Origin of the sequence: Burkholderia sp. BKH01, assembly GCF_025685725.1 — a bacterium.
GTDB classification, from domain to species: domain Bacteria; phylum Pseudomonadota; class Gammaproteobacteria; order Burkholderiales; family Burkholderiaceae; genus Burkholderia; species Burkholderia pyrrocinia_C.
The window spans coordinates 263627-284739 of sequence record NZ_JAOTQT010000006.1 but is presented as its reverse complement, the minus strand read 5'-3'; the positions used below and the strand labels follow the sequence as shown (position 1 = coordinate 284739).

The following is a 21113-nucleotide window of genomic DNA, read 5'->3' as shown; positions in this document are numbered from 1 at the left end:
ACTTGGCTACGAACCAAGGGGTCGTGGGTTCGAATCCTGCCAGCCGCGCCACCTTTTCGAGGGCCTTCCAAACCGAAGGCCCTTTCAGTTCGAAGTAGTAGCATTTTGTTTTGCGTGCGGCTGTAGCTCAGTTGGATAGAGTACTTGGCTACGAACCAAGGGGTCGTGGGTTCGAATCCTGCCAGCCGCGCCACCTTAAAAGGGCTTTCCTCCGGGAAGGCCCTTTTTCTTTTCCGCCCCCCCCCTCTCCCGTCACTCACGCCCGATTTACGAGCGCCCGACGCGCTTCGGAAGAGCGCCGGCAAGGCCGCACCTTCGCTCCACAACACAAATGAAAACGGCGGCCATCAGCCGCCGTCGAAGCATCGCCCGCAAGAGCGGTACGCGTCAATAATCCTGCCGCTCGCGCTCGATGCGCATGCCGCCATCGTGGCGCGCGTGCGCGCCGTCGTCGGTCGAGCGCTCGCGCATGATCCGCATCACGTCCGGATTGGTTCGCACGCGTCGCATCACGTTCGCGAGATGCACGCGATCGCTGACCTGGATCACGAAGCGCAGTACCGTCGATTCGTGCGTCAGATCCTCGTCCATCGCGATATGAACGATGTTCGCGTCGGCCGACGTGATGTCCGCCGCGACGCGCGCGAAGATGCCTTTCGTGTTCTTCACGAGCGCCTTCACCGCGACATCGAACAGCCGGCCCGGCTGCGGCGCCCATTCGACGTCGATCCAACGGCCCGGATCGCGGCGATGGATGCGCTGCGCGACGCGGCAATCGGTCGTATGAATCGCCATCCCCAGGCCGATGCCGATGTAGCCCATGATCGCGTCGCCCGGAATCGGCCGGCAGCATGCCGACAACTGCACGGACATCCCTTCGGTGCCGGTAATCACGACCGGCGGCGCATGATGCGCCGGATGCCGCTCGGACTTCGGCAGGTCGTCGTCCGCGTCGCGGCCGCTCATCAGCACTTCGATGCGCTTGGCCATCACCGCTGCGACGCGGCGGCCGAGGCCGATATCCGCGAAAATTTCCTGACGGCTCTTGTTTCCCGTCCACTGCACGAGCTTTTCCCACACTTCCGGCGCAACGTCGGCCAGCGCGAGACCATAGCCCTTCAGGCTCTGGTCGACGAGCCGCTCGCCAAGCTGCACGGATTCGTTCAGACGCATCGTCTTCAGGTAGTGACGAATCGCCGAGCGCGCCTTGCCGGTACGCACGAAACCGAGCCATGCGGGGTTCGGCTTCGAGTACGGCGCGGTAATCACCTCGACGATGTCGCCGCTCTTCAGCTCGGTGCGCAGCGGCAGCAGCTCATTGTTGATCTTCACGGCCACGCACTGGTTGCCGAGATCGCTGTGGATCGAATACGCGAAATCGAGCGCCGTCGCGCCGCGCGGCAGCGCCATGATCTTCGACTTCGGCGTGAACACGTAGACCGCGTCGGGGAACAGGTCGATCTTTACGTGCTCGAGGAATTCGCTCGAATCGCCGGCTTCGCTCTGGATGTCGAGCAACGATTTCAGCCACTGGTGCGCGCGCTTCTGCACGTCGCTGAGATCCGCACTGCCGTTCTTGTACAGCCAGTGCGCGGCGACCCCCGCCTCGGCAATCTCGTGCATCTTGCGCGTGCGCACCTGGAACTCGATCGGCGCGCCGAACGGGCCGACGAGCGTCGTGTGCAGCGACTGATAGCCGTTGATCTTCGGGATCGCGATGTAGTCCTTGAACTTGCCGGGCACCGGCTTGTACAGCGAGTGCAGCGCGCCGATGCACGTGTAGCAGTCGAGCGCGCTCTCGACGACGACGCGAAAACCGTACACGTCGAGCACCTGCGAGAACGACAGCTGCTTGTCGCGCATCTTGCGGTAGACGCTGTAGATCGTCTTTTCGCGGCCGGTGATCTCGGCGTCGATCTTCGCATCGGCCATCGCGCGCTGCGCGGCCTCGAGGATCTTGCTGATCACTTCGCGGCGGTTGCCGCGCGCGGCCTTCACGGCCTTCTCGAGCGTCGCGTAGCGATGCGGGTTGAAGTTCGCGAAGCTCATGTCCTGCAGCTCGCGATACGTGTTGTTCAACCCGAGCCGGTGCGCGATCGGCGCATAGATGTCGAGCGTTTCCCGCGCGACGCGGCGGCGCTTTTCCATCGGCACCGCGCCGAGCGTGCGCATGTTGTGCAGGCGGTCGGCGAGCTTGACGAGGATGACCCGCACGTCGCGCGCCATCGCTAGCAGCATCTTGCGGAAGTTTTCCGCCTGCGCTTCCTCGCGGCTGCGGAATTCCATCTTGTCGAGCTTCGACAGGCCGTCAACCAGTTCGGCGACCTTCGGGCCGAACCGTTCGGCCAGCTCGCTCTTGGTCACGCCCTGGTCTTCCATCACGTCGTGCAGCAGCGCGGCCATCACGGCCTGCGCGTCGAGCTTCCAGCCGGCGCAGATTTCCGCGACGGCGACGGGATGGGTGATGTAGGGCTCGCCGCTCTGGCGATATTGACCGAGGTGGGCTTCGTCGCTGAAGTGGAACGCCGCCTTGACCTCTTTGATTTCGTCCGGGGCGAGATACTCGGCAAGCGCGGCCGTCAGTTTCGCGATCGAAACGACGCCGTGCTTGCGCGGCTGCTCCGGAGTGGCGGTCGGCCCGAACAGATGCCGGAAGGACTGTTCGAGGACCGCATCGATGTACTGGCGCGCAGGCGACTGGGCCGTGACTTCGGAGGTCGAATCCGCGGAGGCGGACGATGGGGTGGTGCTCATATTCGCCTCCAGGTCGAGTCGTTGCGCGCGTGGGTTACATGGCTGGAACGGGCCGGATGCGCGTTACACCGGCACCTTCTTCAGCATCTCGACGCCGACCTGGCCGGCGGCGATTTCGCGCAGCGCGACGACGGTCGGCTTGTCGCGGCTTTCGATCTTCGGCGTATGGCCTTGCGCGAGCTGCCGCGCGCGATAGGTGGCGGCGAGCGCCAGTTCGAAGCGGTTCGGGATTTGCTTCAGGCAGTCTTCGACGGTAATGCGAGCCATGTTGGTAATTCCTTCTGAATATAGTGCTTATTCTACCTTATGTCCCTCGTGCCCCGCGTCATTCCGCGTGGGGCAGATGGATGCCGAGTTCGATGAACAGCTCGGCGTGTCGCGCGTACTGCGAAGCAAAGCGCAGGCGCGTCGCCGCGACGATGCATTCGAGCTCCGCGAGCGCACGCTCGAAATTCTCGTTGATCACCACGTATTCCGCTTCCGACGCATGCGCGATCTCGCTACCGGCGGCAAGCAGACGCCGCGTGATCACGTTCGGCTCGTCCTGGCCGCGCTTCTTCAAACGCTCCTCGAGCGCGTCGAGCGACGGCGGCAGGATGAAGATGCCTACCGCGTTGCGGAACTGCTTCTTCACCTGCAATGCGCCCTGCCAGTCGATCTCGAGCAGCACGTCGTGGCCGTTCTTCATCTGCTCTTCGATCCAGACGCGCGACGTGCCGTAGTAGTTGCCGTGCACTTCCGCGCTCTCGAGGAATTCGTGCGCCGCGTGACGCGTGCGGAAATCGTCGACGGTCGTGAAGTGGTAATGCTGGCCGTCCTGTTCGCCCGGGCGCGGCTTGCGCGTCGTGTACGAGATCGACAGGCAGATGTCGCTGTCCTTCGACAGCAGCGCATTCACGAGCGTCGACTTGCCGGCGCCCGACGGCGCGACGACCATGAACAGGTTGCCGGGATAGACGCCGCCGTGCAGCGAATGCGCGGCGTGGCCGTCGTGAGTGGGTTGGGTCATGTCAGCCTCCGCCGGGCCGCCCGGCACTTCGATGGTAGCGCCCGGTGGAGACGGGGGGGCTGCGCCCCCCCGAGCACACGCAGTGAGCGTGGGGGTTGTTTCATCTCGTTTACTCCAGGTTTTGCACTTGCTCGCGCATCTGCTCGATCAACAGCTTGAGCGCCATCGACGCGTCGGCCAGTTCCTTGGCCGCCGCCTTCGAGCCGAGCGTGTTCGCTTCGCGATTCAGTTCCTGCATCATGAAGTCGAGACGCTTGCCGACGCGGCCGCCCTTCTCGATCACGTGACGCGTTTCGTTCAGGTGCGCGGTGAGCCGCGACAGCTCTTCCGCGATGTCGATCCGGATCCCGTACATCGTCACTTCCTGACGAATGCGCTCCGCGGCTTCCTCGCGCGTCACGATCGGCGCGCTGCCTTCGGGCGCCGCGATGCCGAGCGCTTCCTGCAGCCGCTCGACGATCTTCTGCTGATGCTTCGCGATCAGCTCCGGCACGAGCGGCGTGATGCGCGCGACGATCGCTTCCATCTCGGCGACGTTCGACAGCAGCATCGTCGCCAGTTGCGCACCTTCGCGCGAACGCACGACGACGAGCTCGCCGATCGCTTCCTTGCCGCACGCGAGCACCGCGTCGCGGATCGCGTCGGCCGACACGCCGCTTTCGGCGATCACGCCGGGCCAGCGCAGGATCTCGCCCGCACGCAGGCGGCCGACGCCCGGGAACGAGTCGAGCACCGCGCGCTCGAGATCGGCAAGCTGGCCGAGCGCCGACTGGTTCAGCGCGCCCGCGCCGATGCTCTGTTCGCCGCGCTGCAGGTTGATGCGCACGTCGACCTTGCCGCGCGACAGCTTGTTCATCAGCATTTCGCGCAGCGCGGGTTCGCACGCGCGCACGTCGTCCGGCATCCGGAAATTCAGGTCGAGGAAGCGCGAATTCACGGTGCGCAGTTCGACCGACACGCTGGTGCCGCCGTTGCCGGTGGCCGTCGCGAGTTCGCGCGTCGCGCTCGCGTAGCCCGTCATGCTGTAGATCATGGTTCGTCTCGCCGTCTGGGTGCCCTCGCGGGCGGGGGATAAGTCGAGGCGCCCGGCGCATCGGATAAGCGCGGGGCGGGAAGCGCGCATTATCCCATTTTTGCGGACCACCCCGCCGGGCAAGCCCGCCGTTCGGCGCTAAAATCGCGGTTTCCTCTCCTTCCGCGATTCCCACATGACGTCCTCCCTTTCCCGCCCGAGCGGCCGCCGCGCCGACGAACTGCGCAAGGTCGCCCTCACGCGCCACTACACAAAACATGCCGAAGGCTCCGTGCTGGTCGAATTCGGCGACACCAAGGTGCTCTGCACCGCGAGCGTCGCCGAACGCGTGCCCGAATTCCTGCGCGATCGCGGGCAAGGCTGGCTGACCGCCGAGTACGGGATGCTGCCGCGCGCGACGCACACGCGCAGCGACCGCGAAGCCGCGCGCGGCAAGCAGACGGGCCGCACGCAGGAAATTCAGCGCCTGATCGGCCGCGCGCTGCGCGCGGTGTTCGATCTCGAGGCGCTCGGCCCGCGCACGATCCACATCGACTGCGACGTGATCCAGGCCGACGGCGGCACGCGCACGGCGAGCATCACCGGCGCATTCGTCGCCGCGCACGACGCCGTGTCGAAGCTGATCGCGGCCGGCAAGCTCACGCGCTCGCCGATCACCGACCACGTCGCCGCAATCTCGGTCGGCGTGTACGAAGGCGCACCGGTGCTCGACCTCGACTACGCGGAAGATTCGCAGTGCGACACCGACATGAACGTCGTGATGACGGGCGCAGGCGGCTTCGTCGAAGTCCAGGGCACGGCCGAAGGCGTGCCGTTCTCGCGCGCCGAGATGAACGCGCTGCTCGACCTCGCGCAGGGCGGGATCGCCGAGCTCGTGCAACTGCAGAAGGACGTCCTGGGCGCCGGCCATGCCTGACGATCGCACCATCGCGCCGCTGTCGCGCATCGTTCTCGCGTCGAACAACCCCGGCAAGCTGCGCGAATTCACCGCGCTGTTCGCGACGGTCGGCATCGAGATCGTGCCGCAGGGCGACCTTGAGGTGCCCGAAGCGGACGAGCCGTTCGGCACCTTCATCGAGAACGCGCTGACGAAGGCGCGGCACGCGTCGCGGCTCACCGGGCTGCCGGCGATCGCCGACGATTCGGGCCTGTGCGTGCGCGTGCTGCGCGGCGCGCCGGGCGTCTATTCGGCGCGCTACGCGCAGCGTGCCGGCCGCGGCCAGGGCGACGCGGCGAACAACGCGTATCTCGTCGAGCAGTTGCGCGGTGTCGACGACCGGCGCGCATACTATTGCTGCGTGCTCGCGCTCGTGCGCCATGCGGACGATCCCGAGCCGCTGTTCGCCGAAGGGCGCTGGGCCGGCGAGATCGTCGACGCGCCGCGCGGCGAGCACGGATTCGGCTACGACCCGTATTTCTACCTGCCGTCGCTCGGCGCGACGGCAGCCGAACTCGAGCCGGACGTGAAGAACACCCACAGCCATCGCGCGCTTGCGCTGAAGGCGCTGCTTGCGCGGCTCGCGGAGGAAGCATGACCGTGCCAGATACCCATCCGCTGCAGGAGGTTGCATGAGCCAGGCCGCGGAAACCGGCGCGCGCGTCGTCGCGACGTTCACGTCGCCCGGACAGGTGCGGCTCACGTCGCTGCCGCCGCTCGCGCTGTACGTGCATTTTCCGTGGTGCGTGCGCAAGTGCCCGTACTGCGATTTCAACTCGCACGAGTGGAAAGGCGAACGATTCCCTGAAACCGAGTATCTCGACGCGCTGCGCGCCGATCTCGAGCAGGCGCTGCCGCTCGTGTGGGGACGGCAGGTGCATACCGTGTTCATCGGCGGCGGCACACCGAGCCTGCTGTCGGCGGCGGGTCTCGACCGGATGCTGTCCGACGTGCGCGCGCTGTTGCCGCTCGACGCCGATGCCGAGATCACGCTCGAGGCGAATCCGGGCACGTTCGAGGCCGCGAAGTTCGCGCAGTTCCGAGCGAGCGGCGTGAACCGGCTGTCGGTCGGCATCCAGAGCTTCAACGAGGCGCACCTGAAGGCGCTCGGCCGGATTCACGACACCGCGGAGGCGCGCGCGGCCGTCGAGATCGCCGCGAAGAACTTCGACAACTTCAACCTCGACCTGATGTTTGCGCTGCCGAACCAGACGCTCGACGAATGCCGCACGGACATCGAGACCGCGCTGTCGTTCGCGCCGCCGCATCTGTCGCTGTATCACCTGACGCTCGAGCCGAACACGCTGTTCGCGAAGTTCCCGCCCGTCGTCCCCGACGACGACGCATCGGCCGACATGCAGGAATGGATCCACGCGCGCACGGCCGAGGTCGGCTACGGGCGCTACGAAGTTTCCGCTTACGCGAAGCCGAATCATCAGTGCAAGCACAACCTGAACTACTGGCGCTTCGGCGACTATCTCGGGATCGGCGCGGGCGCGCACACGAAGCTGTCGTTCCCGAACCGGATCCTGCGGCAGGCACGCTACAAGCATCCGGCAACTTTCATCGAGCAGGCGATGACCGGCGCGGCGGTGCAGGAAGAACGCGAGGTCGGCGTACGCGACCTGCCGTTCGAGTTCATGCTGAACACGCTGCGGCTCGTCGAGGGCTTCCCCGTGCACAGCTTCGCCGAACGCACGGGCCTGCCGATGAGCACGATCGAGCCGGCGCTGAAGGAAGCGGAACGGCGCGGGTTGATCGAGCGCGATTTCACGCAGATCGCGCCGACGCCGCTCGGCCAGCGGTTCCTCAACGACCTGCAGGAATTGTTCCTGCGCGACGATTGACGCGATGAATGCAAAGCATGGGACCGGAGTAAGCACTGAAGTGCCAACTCCGGTCGACAGGCACGGCATTTCGGTTACAATGCCGCCTCGCGTGGAAGCGTGGCCGAGCGGTTTAAGGCACTGGTCTTGAAAACCAGCGACGGGAAACTGTCCGTGAGTTCGAATCTCACCGCTTCCGCCAGGAAATTCGCCAAACCCCGTCCATTCGCTGAATGACGGGGTTTTTGTTTGCCCGCACGCCCCTGCCCCACGTTCCGACGCATCGCGCCGGATGCCGTTACAATCCCGCGCTCCGATTCGCGAAACGGGAAACCCACGTCATGAAGCCCTTCCTCGCCTCATCGCTCGTCGCCATGCTGGCTGCCGTCAGCACGCACGCTGCGGCCGATACCGCCTCCGGCAGCGGCGCGCAGGCGTCGTGCGCGATCGCGTACGTGACCGGCGTCGGCGGCTCGCCGCGCGGCCTGAGCGAATACCTCGCGAGCCCGTCGCCCTACAACTACCTGAAGGACAACGATCTCCAGTGCAAGGTGTCGGACGACGGGCGCACGTCGAACTGCACCGGCGTGACCTACCTCAGGAACGAACAGGTCAGCGTATACGACGATTCCGATCCGGCAACGCTGACCGTCGTGGCGCGCGTGGAACTCGACCACGGCCAGAAGTACCCGGTGATCGTCGTCGTGCTGCGAAAGGACGCGCGCTGCAAACAATGACGCAGCCACGCGTGCGAGCCCGTCCGTCGGGACGGCACGCGCGCTCGCGGCAGCGCACAACCGAATCCGCGTAACGGCCGCTGTCGCGCCGCGCCGGAAGCCTCCCGGCCCGCCCCGCGATCACCTAGAATTCGTTCAACACGGCGGCACGACCGCCGCCGCGTACTCGATGCCGCACGCGCCACCCCTGCGCGCGGCACACGGAGATCGCCATGACCGAACTGTCGACACCGACGGGACACGTCGATTACGAAGGCTTCGAGATCCATGTCGTGCCGGCCACCGCGCCAGGCAGCGACACGCGCTACACCTACACCGGCTACGTGTGCCATCCGGGCGCGAATCCCGCGCTGCCCGGCCACGCGGTACCGTTCCACGCCGACGGCGAGGAAAGTTTCGCGAGCATCGACGAGGCGGTCCACGAAGCCGTGCACATCGGCAAGAGCATCATCGACGGCACGCACCCCGACCTGTCGGTGCTGTCGCTCGTCACGCACGGCTTCTGAACCCGGCGATCGGCATCGCAAGCGATTGTGCGGACGTCGGTCGCGGTGCCGCACTCGGCGAACGCTGCGTGCAGCCGGACGATCGTCGCGAGCCTGCGCGTGACTCGCGTGCCGCGCCTTTCAAGCTTTCAAACTTGCAACATGTGCACAGGCGCCGTGACGCCAGCGAGTCGAGCGCGCTGTCACATGTCACGTCACATCGCGACGTGCGGTGCGGCGCCCGGCCGTCATCATCAGCGATCGCAACGTCCCGCATCGCGCGTTATGCGTTTCTCCCGATATCGACTTGCGTGCGCACGCCTATCATTTTTTTATAGTCACTTCTGGCTATCTCCCATGCGCCCCGTTCTTACTCCGCGCGTCGACCGGCTGCGTGCTGCTGCGCTGGCCGTCGTCGCCATGCTTGCCGCATGCACGATCACGCCGCCGCCGTCGCTGCACCCGGTCCTGACGATCCCGTCGATCACGCGCAGCGCGAGCCGCGAGCAGTATCGCGTCGAGATCGCGCAACGCGTTGCCGAACGCAATCCGTCCGGCGTACTGCACGGCACGCCGCAGGCGATGCTCCGCTCGCTCGTCGTCGTCGCATTCACCGTCGATCGCAACGGCCGCCTCGTCCACGCCTCCGTCTATCGCAGCAACGGCGACAGCGAAGCGGAAGCGCTCGCGCTCGCGTCGCTGCGCCGCTCGGCGCCGCTGCCGACGCCGCCGTCGCGACTGCTCGACGGCAACGGCCAGATCGAAATGATGGAAGGCTGGCTCTTCAACGACGACGGCCACTTCCAGTTGCAAAGCACTGCATCCGCGCAGGCGCAATCGCTCGACTGACCGCCCGCCGCGCCGCGATTGCCGGTGTGCGGCGGCGCTGGCTATAATTTTCCGCAATCGCGCGGCCATCACGCCGCGCGCGCGTTCGCGCGCCCCACCCGGCATGCGAGCCGACCACGCCGGCACCGGGCGGCGGCGACATACCCGTCTCCATCGTCGACCGGCGGGTGACGTTCGCACCACGGCGCGCGTCCACGCCGCCACCGCATCATCCGCTCGGCTGCCCCCGGTAGGCGTCCGCCTGCCCGGGCGCACGCACAGCCGACCGCCCCAACGACAAAACGGAGACATCCATGTCCGCATCTCCCCCGGCCGTTGCACACGCAACCGGTTCGGCCGGCGCCGTCAGCCACCGGCGCATTGTGTTCGCGAGCTTCATCGGCACCGCGATCGAGTTCTACGATTTCTACGTGTACGCGACGGCCGCCGCGCTCGTCATCGGCCCCGTCTTCTTCCCGCACGGCTCCGCGACCGCGCAGGCGCTGTCCGCATTCGTCACGTTCGGCATCGCGTTCATTGCGCGCCCGATCGGCTCGTTCCTGTTCGGGCATTTCGGCGACCGCATCGGCCGCAAATCGACGCTCGTCGCGTCGCTGCTCGTGATGGGCGTGTCCACCACCGCGATCGGCTTCGTGCCCGGCTACGATGCGATCGGCACGCTCGCGCCGGTGCTGCTGTGCGTACTGCGCTTCGGCCAGGGGATCGGCCTTGGCGGCGAATGGGGCGGCGCGGCACTGCTCGCGACCGAGCACGCGCCGCAGGGCAAGCGCGGCTGGTTCGGGATGTTCCCGCAGCTCGGGCCCTCGGTCGGCTTCCTGATGTCGAACGGGCTGTTCTTCGCGCTCGCGCTGTCGCTGTCCGACGAGCAGTTCCGCAGCTGGGGCTGGCGCATCCCGTTCCTGGTCAGCGCGGTGCTCGTCGCGCTCGGCCTGTACGTGCGGCTCAAGATCACCGAAACGCCCGCGTTCCAGGCGGCGCTCGACCGCAACGAGCGCGTGCGCGTGCCGGTCGCGACGCTCGTCACGCAACACTGGCAGCCGACGCTGCTCGGCGCGCTCGCGATGGTCGTCTGCTACACGCTGTTCTACATCTCGACGGTGTTCTCGCTGTCGTACGGCGTGTCGGCGCTGCATATTCCGCGCCAGAGCTTCCTCGGCCTGCTGTGTTTCGCGGTCGTGTTCATGGGGCTCGCGACGCCGCTTTCCGCGTGGGCGTCGGACCGTTTCGGCCGCAAGCCGGTGCTCGTGGTCGGCGCGATCGCCGCACTGCTGTCGGGGTTCGCGATGGAACCGCTGCTCGGCAGCGGCTCGATGCCGCTCGTCGCGCTGTTCCTGACGATCGAACTGTTCCTGATGGGCGTGACGTTCGCGCCGATGGGCGCGCTGCTGCCGGAACTGTTCCCGACCAACGTCCGCTATACGGGCGCGGGTGTCGCGTACAACCTCGGCGGGATCCTCGGCGCGTCGATCGCGCCGTATATCGCGCAACTGCTGGCTGCGCGCGGCGGGTTGTCGTGGGTCGGCGGCTACGTATCGGTCGCGGCGGCGATCAGCCTGATCGGCGTGCTGCTGATGCGCGAAACGCGCGACGCATCGCTCGTCTGAGCCTCCGGGGCGACCCGGGTTGTGCGGCGACCGGCGCTGCCTATACTCGATCCTGGGCGCGCCGCCGCGCGCCCCCGGGATCCCGCCTCGAAGGAGCCGCCGCGATGAACATCCACCTCGGCAATGCCGATCTCGTCCTGATCCTCGCGCTCGCGCTGGGTGGCGCGCTGCTGCTCGCACTGCGCTTCCGGCCGAAGACGTGGCGCGGCCTCGTGTTCGAGGCGTTGCTGGCGAATCTGGCGGCCATCGCCGCCGTCATCACGGTCGAGGCGCTGCTCGCCTGAACCGGCCCGGCCCGCCCCGCTGCGTCAGGCGGTCAGCCGCGCGCGCAGCGCGCCGCAGGCGGGGCTGACCACCCCGATCGCGTCGAGCGCCTGCTCGACGGACGGAATCGTGCCGGGCTCGCCGATCGACAGTGCATGCGGTGCGCCGCCGATGCCGCAATGGTGGCGCGACGTCGCGACGAAGATCATCACGGTCGGCCGCTGCAGCGCGTGCGCCATATGCACGAACCCCGTATCGACCCCCACCACGAGCGCGGCCCGGCCGAGCGCCGCGCCGAGTTCGCGCACGGTCATCGCAGGCAGCACGATCGCGCCCGGCGCGCGCGCGGCGATGTCCTGCGCATCGTCATGCTCGGCAGCCGATCCCCACGGCACCAGCACGCGCACGCCGCGCGCCATCATCTGCGTGGCGAGCGCGGCCCAGTGGCCGGCCGGCCATTGCTTGTCGGGATTGGATGTCGCATGGAACAGCAGCATGAACGGCGCGCCGTCGGTCACGACGGCCGGCAGGCTCGCGTCCTGCGGCGCGACGATGCCGTACGTGGCGACGCCTTCGGGCACGTAGCCGAGCGCCTCGCCGGCGCTCACGCGCATCCCGTGCCATGCGTCGCAGTCCGGCCGCGGGCCGAAGCGATGCGAATACGCGAAGCGTGCACCCGTTTCGCCGAGATCCTGCGTCTGGTAGCCGACGCGGCGCGCGGCGCGCGCCAGCGCCGAAATGATCGCGCTCTTGTAGACGCCGTGCAGGTCGATGACGGCATCGTAGCGGTGCGCGCGCAACGCACCGATCGATGCCGAGATCGCCTTCAGGTCGCCGGCACTCCGGAGTTTCTTGAAGCGGCGCAGTGGCGCGCACAGGACGGCGCTCACGCCCGGGTGCCAGCGCACGACCTCGGCGCACGATTCGTCGACAGCCCAGTCGACCGTCACGCCGGGAAAGGTGCGATGCAGGTCCGCGACGACGGGTAGCGTCTGGACGACGTCGCCGAGCGACGTCACTTTTACGATGAGGATGCGTTTCACGATATGTGGGGATTGACCGGCCATTTCGGCATGCTAGCGACGGTTGTCGTGCGCGAGCATTACTCCAACATTACATTTGCAACAAAATGCTACAAACTTGCAAAACACTGTCAACCACGGCGGGGCTCCGGTTCGTTCTTATAATGCGCTCTTTGCCTTCCGGCCCGCGCCGATGCCACGCCCCGCCCTTCCCGCGCTGTTTCCTGCTCTCACCCGCCGCTCGCTGCGCATCTGGCGCCAGTACGGCGTTTTCTGGCTCGGCGCGATCGTCGTCGGCCTCGCGGCCGTGCTCTACGCGCGGCTGATCGACTGGGGCTACGAGACGTTCCGCACGATGCGCGATCATGCCGCGTGGCTGCCGCTGCTGCTGACGCCGGCGATCGCCGCCGCGTCGGTGTGGATCACGCGCCGGTTCTTCCGCGGCGCCGAGGGCAGCGGCATCCCGCAGGTGATCGCGACGCTGCATGCGCGCCCGAGTGCGTTCGGCGCCCGGCTGCTGACGCTGCGTATCCTGTTCGGCAAAGTGCTGGTCTCGTTCCTGGGCATCCTGGGCGGCTTCACGATCGGTCGCGAGGGGCCGACCGTGCAGGTCGGCGCGGCGCTGATGTTCAACCTGCGGCGCTTCTACCCGCGCTCGAACGCGCAGATCGAGCGCCAACTGGTGCTTGCCGGCGCCGCAGCCGGGCTGTCGGCCGCGTTCAATACGCCGCTCGCCGGGATCGTGTTCGCGATCGAGGAGCTGACCCGCAGCTTCTCCGCGCGCGCGAGCGGCGTGCTGATCACCGCCATCATCCTCGCCGGCGTCGTCGCGCTCGGCCTGAACGGCAACTATACCTATTTCGGCACGATCGATGCCGGCCCCCATTTCCCGAAGCTGCTGGCGCTCGCGGTGCTGGTCACCGCGATCGTGACGGGCATCGCGGGCGGCCTGTTCTGCTGGCTGCTGCTCAACACGGGGCGCTGGCTGCCCGCGCAACTGCTCGGCCTGTATCGCGAGCGTCCGATCGCGTTCGCCGCGCTGTGCGGCTTCGTGATCGCCGTCGTCGGCCTCGTGTCGGGCGGCACGACGTTCGGCAGCGGCTACGCCGAGGCACGCGGCCTGCTCGACGGCCGCGAGCAGTTGTCGGTGTTCTACCCGTTCCTGAAAATGGTGTCGATGGTCGCGTCGTACCTGCCGGGCATCCCGGGCGGGATCTTCGCGCCGTCGCTGTCGATCGGCGCGGGGTTCGGCAATCTGCTGCACGTCGTGTTCGGCAACATGAGCCTGCCGATGCTGATCGCACTCGCGATGGTCGGCTACCTCGCGGCCGTCACGCAGTCGCCGATCACATCGTTCGTGATCGTGATGGAGATGATCAACGGCCACGCGCTCGTGATTTCGCTGATGGCCACCGCGCTGGTGTCGAGCCGCGTGTCGCGCTTTTTCGCGCCGCCGCTCTACGAAACGCTCGCCCAGCGCTATCTCGCGCCGCCCGTCGCGGCCGCCGAACCGGCCGCGGCAACTGCGACGGCGACGACCGGCGTCACCGAGCCGCAGGATGCGACCGCCGCGCCCGCCGATCCGCTCGATACGCTGCGCGACGAAGGCAGCGACGCGCCGGCCGCCGCTGCGCCGGGCGAACACGCGGCACACGCAACGGCGACGCACGACGAGGGGCCGGCGGCGTCCGGCGCGCACGGTCCGGTGCAGCACGGCCCACGCGACGCTCAGTAGATCACGACGGGTGCCGGCCGGTAGTAGACGGGCCGCGCCGGCACGACGATGCACCCGGCCAGCGTGATCGCGACGAGCGCGATGGCGATTGCGGTTCTTTTCATCACGCGCCTCCATCACGCCCAGTGACCGCGGGTCCAGAACCAGTTCGGACCGCGCTGGTCCCAGTGGCCCGGCACCCATTGCAAGCCGACGCGCTCGGCTTCCCAGTGACCGCCGATCCACACGTAGCGGCCATGGTCCCAGTGCCAGTGACCGCGCTCCCACACGTAGCCGACCCGCGCGGTCGGCACGACCTCGTAGCGCACGGGCGGCGGCGCATTCGGCGCGACGACGACGATTTCCTCGGTGCGCACGGCGACCGGCTCGGCGATGACCACGCGGCCCTGCGGTGCGATCACGGGTGCGCCGACGAGAATCTCGTCCGCATGCGCGGCAAACGGCGCGACGACGGCTGACAGGCCCGCGGCAAACAGCGCGAGCGAAACGATACGACGTTGAACAGTAGAGACAGCCATCACAACCTCCTGGTTGAACAAGTAACGCGAGCGTATTCGTTCAATGCGGGAGGACCGATAACGGCCGACATTCGCCGTGTTACGGCGTGCCCGAAAGTGCAACAGGGCGTAAGACGCGCACGGCGGCGAGTGCCGCCGTGCGGAGGGACAGCCAAGGGTCAGGCTTGCGGAATCTCGATCTTCACTTCGAGGACTTCGAGATCGTCCTGGCGCTCGAGGCTCACGCGGATGTCATCGTTCGAAATATGGACGTACTTCGAGATGACCGCGACCAGCTCCTTCTGCAGCGCCGGCAGGTAATCGGCCGGCGGCCGGCCGCCGACCCGCTCGTGCGCGATGATGAGCTGCAGGCGCTCCTTCGCGACCGATGCGGACTTCTTCTTCTCGCCGAGGAGAAACGAAAGGATGGACATGGGCGGCCTCCGTTACTTGCTGCCGAAGAGGCGCTGCAGCAGGCCCGGCTTCTGGTAATCGGTGAAGCGCAGCGGCTTGTCCTCGCCGAGGAAGCGCGCGACGACGTCCTTGTACGCTTCGGCGACGTCGGTGCCGTCGATGTGCACGGCCGGCAGGCCCTGGTTCGACGCGTGCAGCACGGCTTCCGACTCGGGCACCACGCCGATCAGCTTGATGCGCAGGATCTCGCTGATGTCCTCGAGCGACAGCATCTCGCCTTCGCTCACGCGCTTCGGGCTGTAGCGCGTGATCAGCAGGTGTTCCTTGATCGGATCCTTGCCTTCGGTCGCGCGCTTCGTCTTCGACGACAGAATGCCGAGAATGCGGTCCGAGTCGCGCACCGACGACACTTCCGGGTTCGTGACGATCAGCGCCTCGTCCGCGAAGTACATCGCGTGCAGCGCGCCGGCCTCGATGCCGGCCGGCGAATCGCAGACGATGTATTCGAAGTCCATCGCGACCAGGTCGTTCAGCACCTTCTCGACGCCGTCGCGCGTCAGCGCATCCTTGTCGCGCGTCTGCGACGCCGGCAGGATGAACAGGTTCTCGCACTTCTTGTCCTTGATCAGCGCCTGGTTCAGGTTCGCTTCGCCCTGGATCACGTTCACGAGGTCGTACACCACGCGCCGCTCGCAGCCCATGATGAGATCGAGGTTGCGCAGGCCGACGTCGAAGTCGATCACGGCCGTCTTGTGGCCGCGCAGCGCGATACCGGACGCAAAGCTCGCGCTCGTCGTCGTCTTGCCCACGCCGCCCTTGCCCGAGGTCACCACGATGATTTTTGCCATTTACCCAATACCCTGTGTTCGTCAATGAGAGCCGATCGATCCGGCGTGCGCCGCGTGAATTACGTCAGGCGCAGCGGTTCGATCATCAGTTTTTCCTCTTCGAGCCGGATCTGCACCGCTTTGCCCAGTACTTCGGCGGGCAACGGGTTCTCGGTTGTTCGATAGATGCCCGCGATCGAAATCAGTTCCGGTTCGAGACACGTGCAGAAAATGCGCGCGTCGTGATTGCCGTGCACGCCCGCGAGTGCGCGGCCGCGCAACGGCGCGTAGATGTGGATATTGCCTTCCGCGATGATCTCCGCGCCGTGACTGACCGGCGCGAGTACCACGAGGTCTCCTTTCGCGTAAATCTGCTGCCCCGAACGCAACGGCCGGTCGATCACGAGCGTCTGGCCGCCCGCCTGGTTCGACGCCGGCGCCGGCTCGGCCCCCTGTTCGGGCGCCGCCGCGGCTGCTGCGGCGACGACGGCCTCGGCGACCGGCGACGCTTCCGAGCCCTCGGCCGGCTTCGCGGCCGGCGCGCGGCGATCGCGCGCCTCGAGCAACGGCAGGCCGGCTTCCCCCGCCCAGCCCTGCGTTGCCGATGCGACCACGCCCACCGGACGCATCCGCACGTCGTTCAGCATCTGGCGGATATCGGCCAGCGCGACGCGCTCGCCCTCCGCCAGGCGGCGGACGTCGATCGCGACGACATCGTCGGCAAAAAACTCGGGAGTCGCTTCGAAGCGCTTGACCAGTTCGGCACGCAACGCGTCGAGATCGGTCGTCTTCACGGTGAACAGCAACGTATCGACCGATCCGCTGCGCAGCTCGAAGAATGGCGATTTTTTAAGCGACATGGACACTCTGCAAAAATTTTTTGCGTATTTTACAGGCGTCCACGCGCTGGGCCATTATTTTTGGGACGCCGGTTTGCTAGGGCCCCGGCGGGCGCGCGACCGGCAGGCGGGCAGGCAAGCGTGCGACCAGGCCTTCATCGCACCGCGCGGCCCGTGTTTTGACGTCACTTCAGTGCTTCACCTGCGACACGAACAGCGATTTCATCGCGCCGGGCATCCGCGCGATCGGCGCGTGTTCGCCGGTGTTGCCGAAACCCGCGCGCTCGTAGAAACGGATCGCATTGCGGTTCGCATCGGCGATCCATGCATAGACCTCCTGGGCACCGCGCTCGGCGAGCCACGCGGTGGCCGTTTCCAGCAGCAGCACGCCGCCGCGCAGGTGACGCACCGCGTGCGCGACCCACAGCTCGCTGACGAACGCGCGCCGCTCGGGCGTGTTGTCGAAATACGCGCCGATCATGCCGGCCGGATGGCCTTCGGTGTACAGCAGGAAAGTCGTCGACTCGTCGGACACGGCGCGTTGCGCGGCAATCGCCGACGCTGCGTCCGTTTCGACGTTCAGCAATTCGGCCTCCGGCGCTTCGCCGGGCGCGTAGGGCTCACGCAGCGACGCGGCGCGGAGTTCGCGATACACGCCGCCCTGGTCGGCAACGATACGACGAACGGTCAAGGTCGAACTCATGCAGGCACAGCCCCCTTCGGACAGCAAGCTAGTAGCTTCAACCGAAAGCGGGGCATGAGTCAAATCGTAATTTTCAAATGGCGGCACGAATCGAAAGGCGGCAGACGCCGCCGCCGGCGGTGTGCGCCAACCGGTGTGCAGGTGCAGCATCGGCGCATCGATACGCGCCGACGGACGGCAGTCATGGCCTCTTCGTTCGACGCATCGCTTCGTTCGCCTTGCGATGCACGGCAGGCGCGTTTCGGGCCGCTCCGCATCTCGTCCGGGGATCGTAATGATTCGTAATATATGTAGCTGAAATAGGCGCTCCGCCGATACCCGCCCCATTTCGCTTATTGCGACGCAACATTCGTTGTGAACCCGCGGAGCCGATACCTGCGAGCGTCACGCAGCGCCAATCAACTGACAAACAGATGGATCGCGCGGGCCGATCCGGCCTCCCGGGCATGTTTCAATCGGCGCGCGCCGGCCCTTCCCGGCATGCGTCGCACGCGGCCCTCCGTTTGGAGCCTCGCGCCTAGCGCCAGGGTTTGGAAAGCGTGCGCACGGGTCGTATAACAGGCAGAACCGGGCGACGATCCGGCGCCACCGCGCGTGTCGCGGGCCGACGAGAATTCGAACAACCGTGCATGCGGTCGCCCACCGGGCCGGCCGACTGGAGGGAGACAATGGCAATGACCGACGGATCGGCTTCGGGCTGGTCGGATGGCAAGCGTTATCTGTGGCTGCTCAGCGCGCTGACGATCACGTTACCGATCCTCTCCGCCCAGCTCGCGCTGGCGACAGGCCTTCACGTGTTCTGGTGGTTCGGTCCGCTATTCGCATTCGGCGTGATCCCGATCCTCGACACGCTGATCGGCGACGATCGCGACAATCCGCCCGAAGCCGTCGTGCCGCATCTCGAACGGGAGCGTTATTACCGGTTCATCGTCTATCTCGCGACGCTCGTCGAATACGTCGCGTTCTTCGTGTGCGTATGGATCGTCGGCACGCACACGCTCGCGTGGTACGACTACGTCGGCTTCGCGCTGTCGCTCGGCGCCGCGACGGGCATCTCGATCAATACCGCGCACGAGCTCGGGCACAAGACGAACCGCTTCGAACGCTGGCTCGCGAAGATCACGCTCGCGCCGGTCGCGTACGGCCACTTCTACGTCGAACACAACCGCGGTCACCATGTGCGCGTCGCGACGGCCGAGGATCCGGCGAGCGCGCGCTATGGCGAGTCGTTCTGGGTATTCCTGCCGCGCACCGTGGCCGGCAGCATTCGCTCCGCGTGGCGGCTTGAAAAAGTACGCCTCGAGCGGCTCGGGCATTCGCCGTGGACCTGGCGCAACGAGGTGCTGCACGCATGGGCGATGACCGTCGTCGTTTGGGGCATCGCGATCGCGATGGCCGGCAAGGCCGTGATCCCGTTCCTCGTGATCCAGGCCGTCTACGGCGCGTCACTGCTCGAAGTGGTGAACTACGTCGAGCACTACGGGCTCGGTCGCCGCAAGCTGCCGAGCGGCCGCTACGAGCGCTGCACGCCGCAGCATTCGTGGAACAGCAATCACGTCGTCACCAACCTGTTCCTGTACCAGTTGCAGCGGCACGCCGACCATCACGCGAATCCGACGCGCTCGTACCAGGCGCTGCGCCACTTCGACGATTCGCCGCAACTGCCGGCCGGCTACGCGACGATGATCCTGTTCGCGTACGTGCCGCCGCTCTGGTATCGCGTGATGAATCCGCGCGTCGTCGCGCACTACGGCGGCGACATGACGCAATCGAACATCAAGCCGTCGATTCGTGCCAGGGTGCTCGCGCAGTTTCCGGCCGCGGCGTGATTGCGGATGACCGACCGGCGGGAGTCGGTGCGCGCTCGCCACGTCGCGCGCCGCTGAAAGCCGCCGCCGCGCCGGCATCCGGTTCCTTCGGAACCCGGCGCGACGGCCACGCCGTCACGCCATTTCCGGCAGCCTGAACACGGCCACCGCGTGCCGCAGCGCGCTCGCCTGCTCGGCCAGCGCCTGCGTCGCGGCCGCGGCCTGCTCGACGAGTGCGGCGTTGCGCTGCGTCGCTTCGTCCATCTGCGTGACCGCGACGTTAACCTGCTGGATGCCGCCGCTCTGCTCCTGCGACGCCGACGAGATCTCGCCGACGATCGTCGTGACGCGCTGCACCGCGCCGACGATCTCGTGAATCGATTCGCCCGCGCGGCCGATCAGCACGGCACCCTCGTCGACCCGCTGCGTCGATTGCTCGATGAGCCCCTTGATCTCCTTCGCAGCCGACGCGCTGCGCTGCGCGAGCGTGCGCACCTCGGCCGCGACGACCGCGAAGCCGCGGCCCTGCTCGCCGGCACGGGCCGCCTCGACGGCCGCGTTCAGCGCAAGGATGTTGGTCTGAAACGCGATGCCGTCGATCACCGCGATGATTTCGCCGACCTTTGCCGCGCTGTCGGCGATGCCGTTCATCGTGTGGACGGCATCCGTCATCACGCCGCCGCCCGCGGACGCGATATTCGACGCGTCGCGCGCAAGCTGCGCCGCGTGCTGCGCGTGCTCGGCCGACTGGCGCACGATGCCCGTCAGTTCGGTCATGCTGGCCGCCGTCTCCTCGAGCGACGCGGCCTGCGACTCGGTGCGCGACGACAGATCGTGATTGCCCGACGCGATCTGCGCGCTCGCGGTCGCGACGGCTTCGGCATGCGTCCGCACTTCGAGCACGACGCCCGACAGGCTCGTCTGCATCGTCTGCAACGCACGCAGCAGATCGGCGATCTCGTCGTGGCCGGTCGCGTCGACGTCGCGTGTCAGGTCGCCGCCGGCGACCGCCTGTGCACACGCAACCGCACGGTCGAGCGGACGCAGGATCGCGCGGCTGAACAGGAACGCACCGACCATCGCAACGCCGAGCACGACCAGCATCAGCGCGAGACTCGCGGTGGTCGCGTGCTGCGCGTCGCGGCTCGCCTGCGCCGACACGGCGGCACTCTCGTCGGCGATCGACTTCGCGGCCCGCTCCAGCAGCGCCGCCGGTTCGCGGTCGACGCCCGCGACGGCGGCATCGCCTGTCGACGGCTCGAAGCCGGCCGCCTTGAACGCGTCGAAGCCGCGCCGGTAACCGTCGCCCATCGCCGTGTGCGCACGCATGAACTGCTCGACGAGCGAGCGGCTCTCGCCGGGCGGCAACTGACGCACGAGCTGCGCGGCGAGCGAATCGACCGTCCGCTCGCGCGTCTGGAATGCCTGCCAGTACCGGTCGAGCTTGTCGGGCTGCTTGCCGCGCAGCAGCGTGTCCTTCCACTCCTGCACCTGCAGCTTGAACTGCACGAGCGTGGCCGACACGAGGCGTTCGTTGCCGACGTTCGTCTGCACGTCTTCGGCGAACGTATCGATCGACCGGTTGAGGATGTGGATGCCATACAGCGCACCACCGAACATCAGCAACAGCACGGCGGCGAATGCGAGGGGAATCTTGTAGCTCAGCTTCATGGGACCTTCAATCGACGGGGGGACGATGCGGCTCGGCAAGGGTGCCGGCCGCCGCACCGTGTTAACGGCGCGGGACGAGAAGGCTTAAAGCTGAGGAAA

At 67.0% G+C, this 21113-nt stretch carries 21 protein-coding genes and 2 tRNA genes; 12 read left to right on the top strand and 11 right to left on the bottom strand.

Annotation, left to right across the window (positions count from 1 at the left end; genetic code table 11):
* Window positions 1-116 precede the first annotated feature (116 nt).
* Window positions 117-193: transfer RNA gene (locus tag OEJ37_RS13265), tRNA-Arg, on the top strand.
* Between the two features lie 194 nt (window positions 194-387).
* Here the strand turns inward: OEJ37_RS13265 and OEJ37_RS13260 are convergent.
* From OEJ37_RS13260 to OEJ37_RS13245, 4 genes are all read right to left on the bottom strand, one after another.
* Window positions 388-2754 carry a RelA/SpoT family protein gene (locus OEJ37_RS13260; RefSeq protein WP_263344497.1) on the bottom strand — a complete coding sequence of 789 codons (2367 nt, stop codon included), beginning with the start codon at window positions 2752-2754 and terminating at the stop codon, window positions 388-390.
* Between the two features lie 63 nt (window positions 2755-2817).
* Window positions 2818-3021 carry a DNA-directed RNA polymerase subunit omega gene (rpoZ, locus tag OEJ37_RS13255; protein WP_006025620.1) on the bottom strand — a complete coding sequence of 68 codons (204 nt, stop codon included), beginning with the start codon at window positions 3019-3021 and terminating at the stop codon, window positions 2818-2820.
* A gap of 58 nt (window positions 3022-3079) precedes the next feature.
* The gene (gmk, locus tag OEJ37_RS13250) at window positions 3080-3763 is read right to left on the bottom strand and encodes a guanylate kinase (RefSeq protein WP_111017610.1); all 684 of its coding nucleotides are present in this window, start codon (window positions 3761-3763) and stop codon (window positions 3080-3082) included.
* A gap of 109 nt (window positions 3764-3872) precedes the next feature.
* Window positions 3873-4796: a YicC/YloC family endoribonuclease gene (locus OEJ37_RS13245; RefSeq protein ID WP_034182984.1), complete on the bottom strand. Its 924-nt coding sequence runs from the start codon at window positions 4794-4796 to the stop codon at window positions 3873-3875.
* A 175-nt stretch (window positions 4797-4971) separates the two neighbouring features.
* Between OEJ37_RS13245 and rph the strand changes: the two genes are divergently transcribed.
* The 9 genes from rph (at window position 4972) to OEJ37_RS13200 (ending at window position 11518) form a co-directional block, all read left to right on the top strand.
* Complete coding sequence (gene rph, locus OEJ37_RS13240; protein WP_174417784.1) at window positions 4972-5712, top strand: ribonuclease PH; 741 nt, start codon at window positions 4972-4974, stop codon at window positions 5710-5712.
* Window positions 5705-6331 (top strand): RdgB/HAM1 family non-canonical purine NTP pyrophosphatase, encoded by a 627-nt coding sequence (gene rdgB / locus OEJ37_RS13235; protein ID WP_174417785.1) that lies wholly within the window; start codon window positions 5705-5707, stop codon window positions 6329-6331. The genes rph and rdgB overlap by 8 nt, the downstream gene beginning before the upstream one ends.
* 34 nt (window positions 6332-6365) lie before the next feature.
* On the top strand, window positions 6366-7580 hold the full coding sequence (gene hemW, locus OEJ37_RS13230; RefSeq protein WP_263344496.1) for a radical SAM family heme chaperone HemW: 1215 nt from the start codon (window positions 6366-6368) through the stop codon (window positions 7578-7580).
* Between the two features lie 93 nt (window positions 7581-7673).
* Window positions 7674-7761 (top strand) — tRNA-Ser (locus OEJ37_RS13225).
* 139 nt (window positions 7762-7900) lie between these two features.
* Window positions 7901-8296 carry a hypothetical protein gene (locus tag OEJ37_RS13220; RefSeq protein ID WP_174417787.1) on the top strand — a complete coding sequence of 132 codons (396 nt, stop codon included), beginning with the start codon at window positions 7901-7903 and terminating at the stop codon, window positions 8294-8296.
* Window positions 8297-8508: 212 nt separating this feature from the next.
* Window positions 8509-8802, top strand: a complete 294-nt coding sequence (locus OEJ37_RS13215) for a hypothetical protein (RefSeq protein WP_152855466.1) — start codon at window positions 8509-8511, stop codon at window positions 8800-8802.
* A 336-nt stretch (window positions 8803-9138) separates the two neighbouring features.
* Complete coding sequence (locus tag OEJ37_RS13210) at window positions 9139-9630, top strand: TonB C-terminal domain-containing protein (protein ID WP_263344495.1); 492 nt, start codon at window positions 9139-9141, stop codon at window positions 9628-9630.
* A gap of 293 nt (window positions 9631-9923) precedes the next feature.
* Window positions 9924-11234: an MFS transporter gene (locus tag OEJ37_RS13205; protein WP_263344494.1), complete on the top strand. Its 1311-nt coding sequence runs from the start codon at window positions 9924-9926 to the stop codon at window positions 11232-11234.
* A 104-nt stretch (window positions 11235-11338) separates the two neighbouring features.
* Window positions 11339-11518 carry a hypothetical protein gene (locus OEJ37_RS13200; RefSeq protein WP_152855469.1) on the top strand — a complete coding sequence of 60 codons (180 nt, stop codon included), beginning with the start codon at window positions 11339-11341 and terminating at the stop codon, window positions 11516-11518.
* 24 nt (window positions 11519-11542) lie between these two features.
* On the opposite strand, the gene waaC is transcribed toward OEJ37_RS13200, so the two are convergent.
* The gene (gene waaC / locus OEJ37_RS13195; RefSeq protein WP_263344493.1) at window positions 11543-12541 is read right to left on the bottom strand and encodes a lipopolysaccharide heptosyltransferase I; all 999 of its coding nucleotides are present in this window, start codon (window positions 12539-12541) and stop codon (window positions 11543-11545) included.
* Between the two features lie 172 nt (window positions 12542-12713).
* On the opposite strand from waaC, the gene OEJ37_RS13190 reads away from it, so the two are divergent.
* Window positions 12714-14255 carry a chloride channel protein gene (locus OEJ37_RS13190; RefSeq protein ID WP_263344492.1) on the top strand — a complete coding sequence of 514 codons (1542 nt, stop codon included), beginning with the start codon at window positions 12714-12716 and terminating at the stop codon, window positions 14253-14255.
* Between the two features lie 116 nt (window positions 14256-14371).
* On the opposite strand, the gene OEJ37_RS13185 is transcribed toward OEJ37_RS13190, so the two are convergent.
* From OEJ37_RS13185 to OEJ37_RS13165, 5 genes are all read right to left on the bottom strand, one after another.
* Window positions 14372-14773: a YXWGXW repeat-containing protein gene (locus OEJ37_RS13185; RefSeq protein WP_174417792.1), complete on the bottom strand. Its 402-nt coding sequence runs from the start codon at window positions 14771-14773 to the stop codon at window positions 14372-14374.
* A gap of 158 nt (window positions 14774-14931) precedes the next feature.
* The gene (gene minE / locus OEJ37_RS13180; RefSeq protein ID WP_006486661.1) at window positions 14932-15186 is read right to left on the bottom strand and encodes a cell division topological specificity factor MinE; all 255 of its coding nucleotides are present in this window, start codon (window positions 15184-15186) and stop codon (window positions 14932-14934) included.
* A gap of 12 nt (window positions 15187-15198) precedes the next feature.
* Window positions 15199-16014 carry a septum site-determining protein MinD gene (minD, locus tag OEJ37_RS13175; protein WP_034182973.1) on the bottom strand — a complete coding sequence of 272 codons (816 nt, stop codon included), beginning with the start codon at window positions 16012-16014 and terminating at the stop codon, window positions 15199-15201.
* 59 nt (window positions 16015-16073) lie between these two features.
* Entirely contained in the window at window positions 16074-16853 is a 780-nt protein-coding gene (minC, locus tag OEJ37_RS13170) for a septum site-determining protein MinC (RefSeq protein ID WP_174417793.1), read from the bottom strand.
* 169 nt (window positions 16854-17022) lie between these two features.
* Window positions 17023-17685: a GNAT family N-acetyltransferase gene (locus tag OEJ37_RS13165; protein WP_254624527.1), complete on the bottom strand. Its 663-nt coding sequence runs from the start codon at window positions 17683-17685 to the stop codon at window positions 17023-17025.
* 518 nt (window positions 17686-18203) lie between these two features.
* Between OEJ37_RS13165 and OEJ37_RS13160 the strand changes: the two genes are divergently transcribed.
* Window positions 18204-19364: an alkane 1-monooxygenase gene (locus OEJ37_RS13160; protein ID WP_263344491.1), complete on the top strand. Its 1161-nt coding sequence runs from the start codon at window positions 18204-18206 to the stop codon at window positions 19362-19364.
* Between the two features lie 114 nt (window positions 19365-19478).
* Here OEJ37_RS13160 and OEJ37_RS13155 read toward each other — a convergent pair whose 3' ends face one another.
* Window positions 19479-21014 carry a methyl-accepting chemotaxis protein gene (locus tag OEJ37_RS13155; RefSeq protein ID WP_263344489.1) on the bottom strand — a complete coding sequence of 512 codons (1536 nt, stop codon included), beginning with the start codon at window positions 21012-21014 and terminating at the stop codon, window positions 19479-19481.
* Window positions 21015-21113 lie beyond the last annotated feature (99 nt).

Excerpts from the sequence above, each read along its gene's own strand:
- minC (WP_174417793.1), bottom strand. The coding sequence starts at position 16,853 with ATGTCGCTTAAAAAATCGCCATTCTTCGAGCTGCGCAGCGGATCGGTC.
- OEJ37_RS13190 (WP_263344492.1), top strand. The coding sequence starts at position 12,714 with ATGCCACGCCCCGCCCTTCCCGCGCTGTTTCCTGCTCTCACCCGCCGC.
- OEJ37_RS13245 (WP_034182984.1), bottom strand. The coding sequence starts at position 4,796 with ATGATCTACAGCATGACGGGCTACGCGAGCGCGACGCGCGAACTCGCG.
- OEJ37_RS13220 (WP_174417787.1), top strand. The coding sequence starts at position 7,901 with ATGAAGCCCTTCCTCGCCTCATCGCTCGTCGCCATGCTGGCTGCCGTC.
- OEJ37_RS13185 (WP_174417792.1), bottom strand. The coding sequence starts at position 14,773 with ATGGCTGTCTCTACTGTTCAACGTCGTATCGTTTCGCTCGCGCTGTTT.
- OEJ37_RS13200 (WP_152855469.1), top strand. The coding sequence starts at position 11,339 with ATGAACATCCACCTCGGCAATGCCGATCTCGTCCTGATCCTCGCGCTC.
- OEJ37_RS13165 (WP_254624527.1), bottom strand. The coding sequence starts at position 17,685 with ATGCTGCACCTGCACACCGGTTGGCGCACACCGCCGGCGGCGGCGTCT.
- OEJ37_RS13215 (WP_152855466.1), top strand. The coding sequence starts at position 8,509 with ATGACCGAACTGTCGACACCGACGGGACACGTCGATTACGAAGGCTTC.
- OEJ37_RS13155 (WP_263344489.1), bottom strand. The coding sequence starts at position 21,014 with ATGAAGCTGAGCTACAAGATTCCCCTCGCATTCGCCGCCGTGCTGTTG.
- minD (WP_034182973.1), bottom strand. The coding sequence starts at position 16,014 with ATGGCAAAAATCATCGTGGTGACCTCGGGCAAGGGCGGCGTGGGCAAG.
- OEJ37_RS13210 (WP_263344495.1), top strand. The coding sequence starts at position 9,139 with ATGCGCCCCGTTCTTACTCCGCGCGTCGACCGGCTGCGTGCTGCTGCG.
- rdgB (WP_174417785.1), top strand. The coding sequence starts at position 5,705 with ATGCCTGACGATCGCACCATCGCGCCGCTGTCGCGCATCGTTCTCGCG.
- OEJ37_RS13205 (WP_263344494.1), top strand. The coding sequence starts at position 9,924 with ATGTCCGCATCTCCCCCGGCCGTTGCACACGCAACCGGTTCGGCCGGC.
- OEJ37_RS13260 (WP_263344497.1), bottom strand. The coding sequence starts at position 2,754 with ATGAGCACCACCCCATCGTCCGCCTCCGCGGATTCGACCTCCGAAGTC.
- OEJ37_RS13160 (WP_263344491.1), top strand. The coding sequence starts at position 18,204 with ATGGCAATGACCGACGGATCGGCTTCGGGCTGGTCGGATGGCAAGCGT.
- minE (WP_006486661.1), bottom strand. The coding sequence starts at position 15,186 with ATGTCCATCCTTTCGTTTCTCCTCGGCGAGAAGAAGAAGTCCGCATCG.
- rpoZ (WP_006025620.1), bottom strand. The coding sequence starts at position 3,021 with ATGGCTCGCATTACCGTCGAAGACTGCCTGAAGCAAATCCCGAACCGC.
- rph (WP_174417784.1), top strand. The coding sequence starts at position 4,972 with ATGACGTCCTCCCTTTCCCGCCCGAGCGGCCGCCGCGCCGACGAACTG.
- hemW (WP_263344496.1), top strand. The coding sequence starts at position 6,366 with ATGAGCCAGGCCGCGGAAACCGGCGCGCGCGTCGTCGCGACGTTCACG.
- gmk (WP_111017610.1), bottom strand. The coding sequence starts at position 3,763 with ATGACCCAACCCACTCACGACGGCCACGCCGCGCATTCGCTGCACGGC.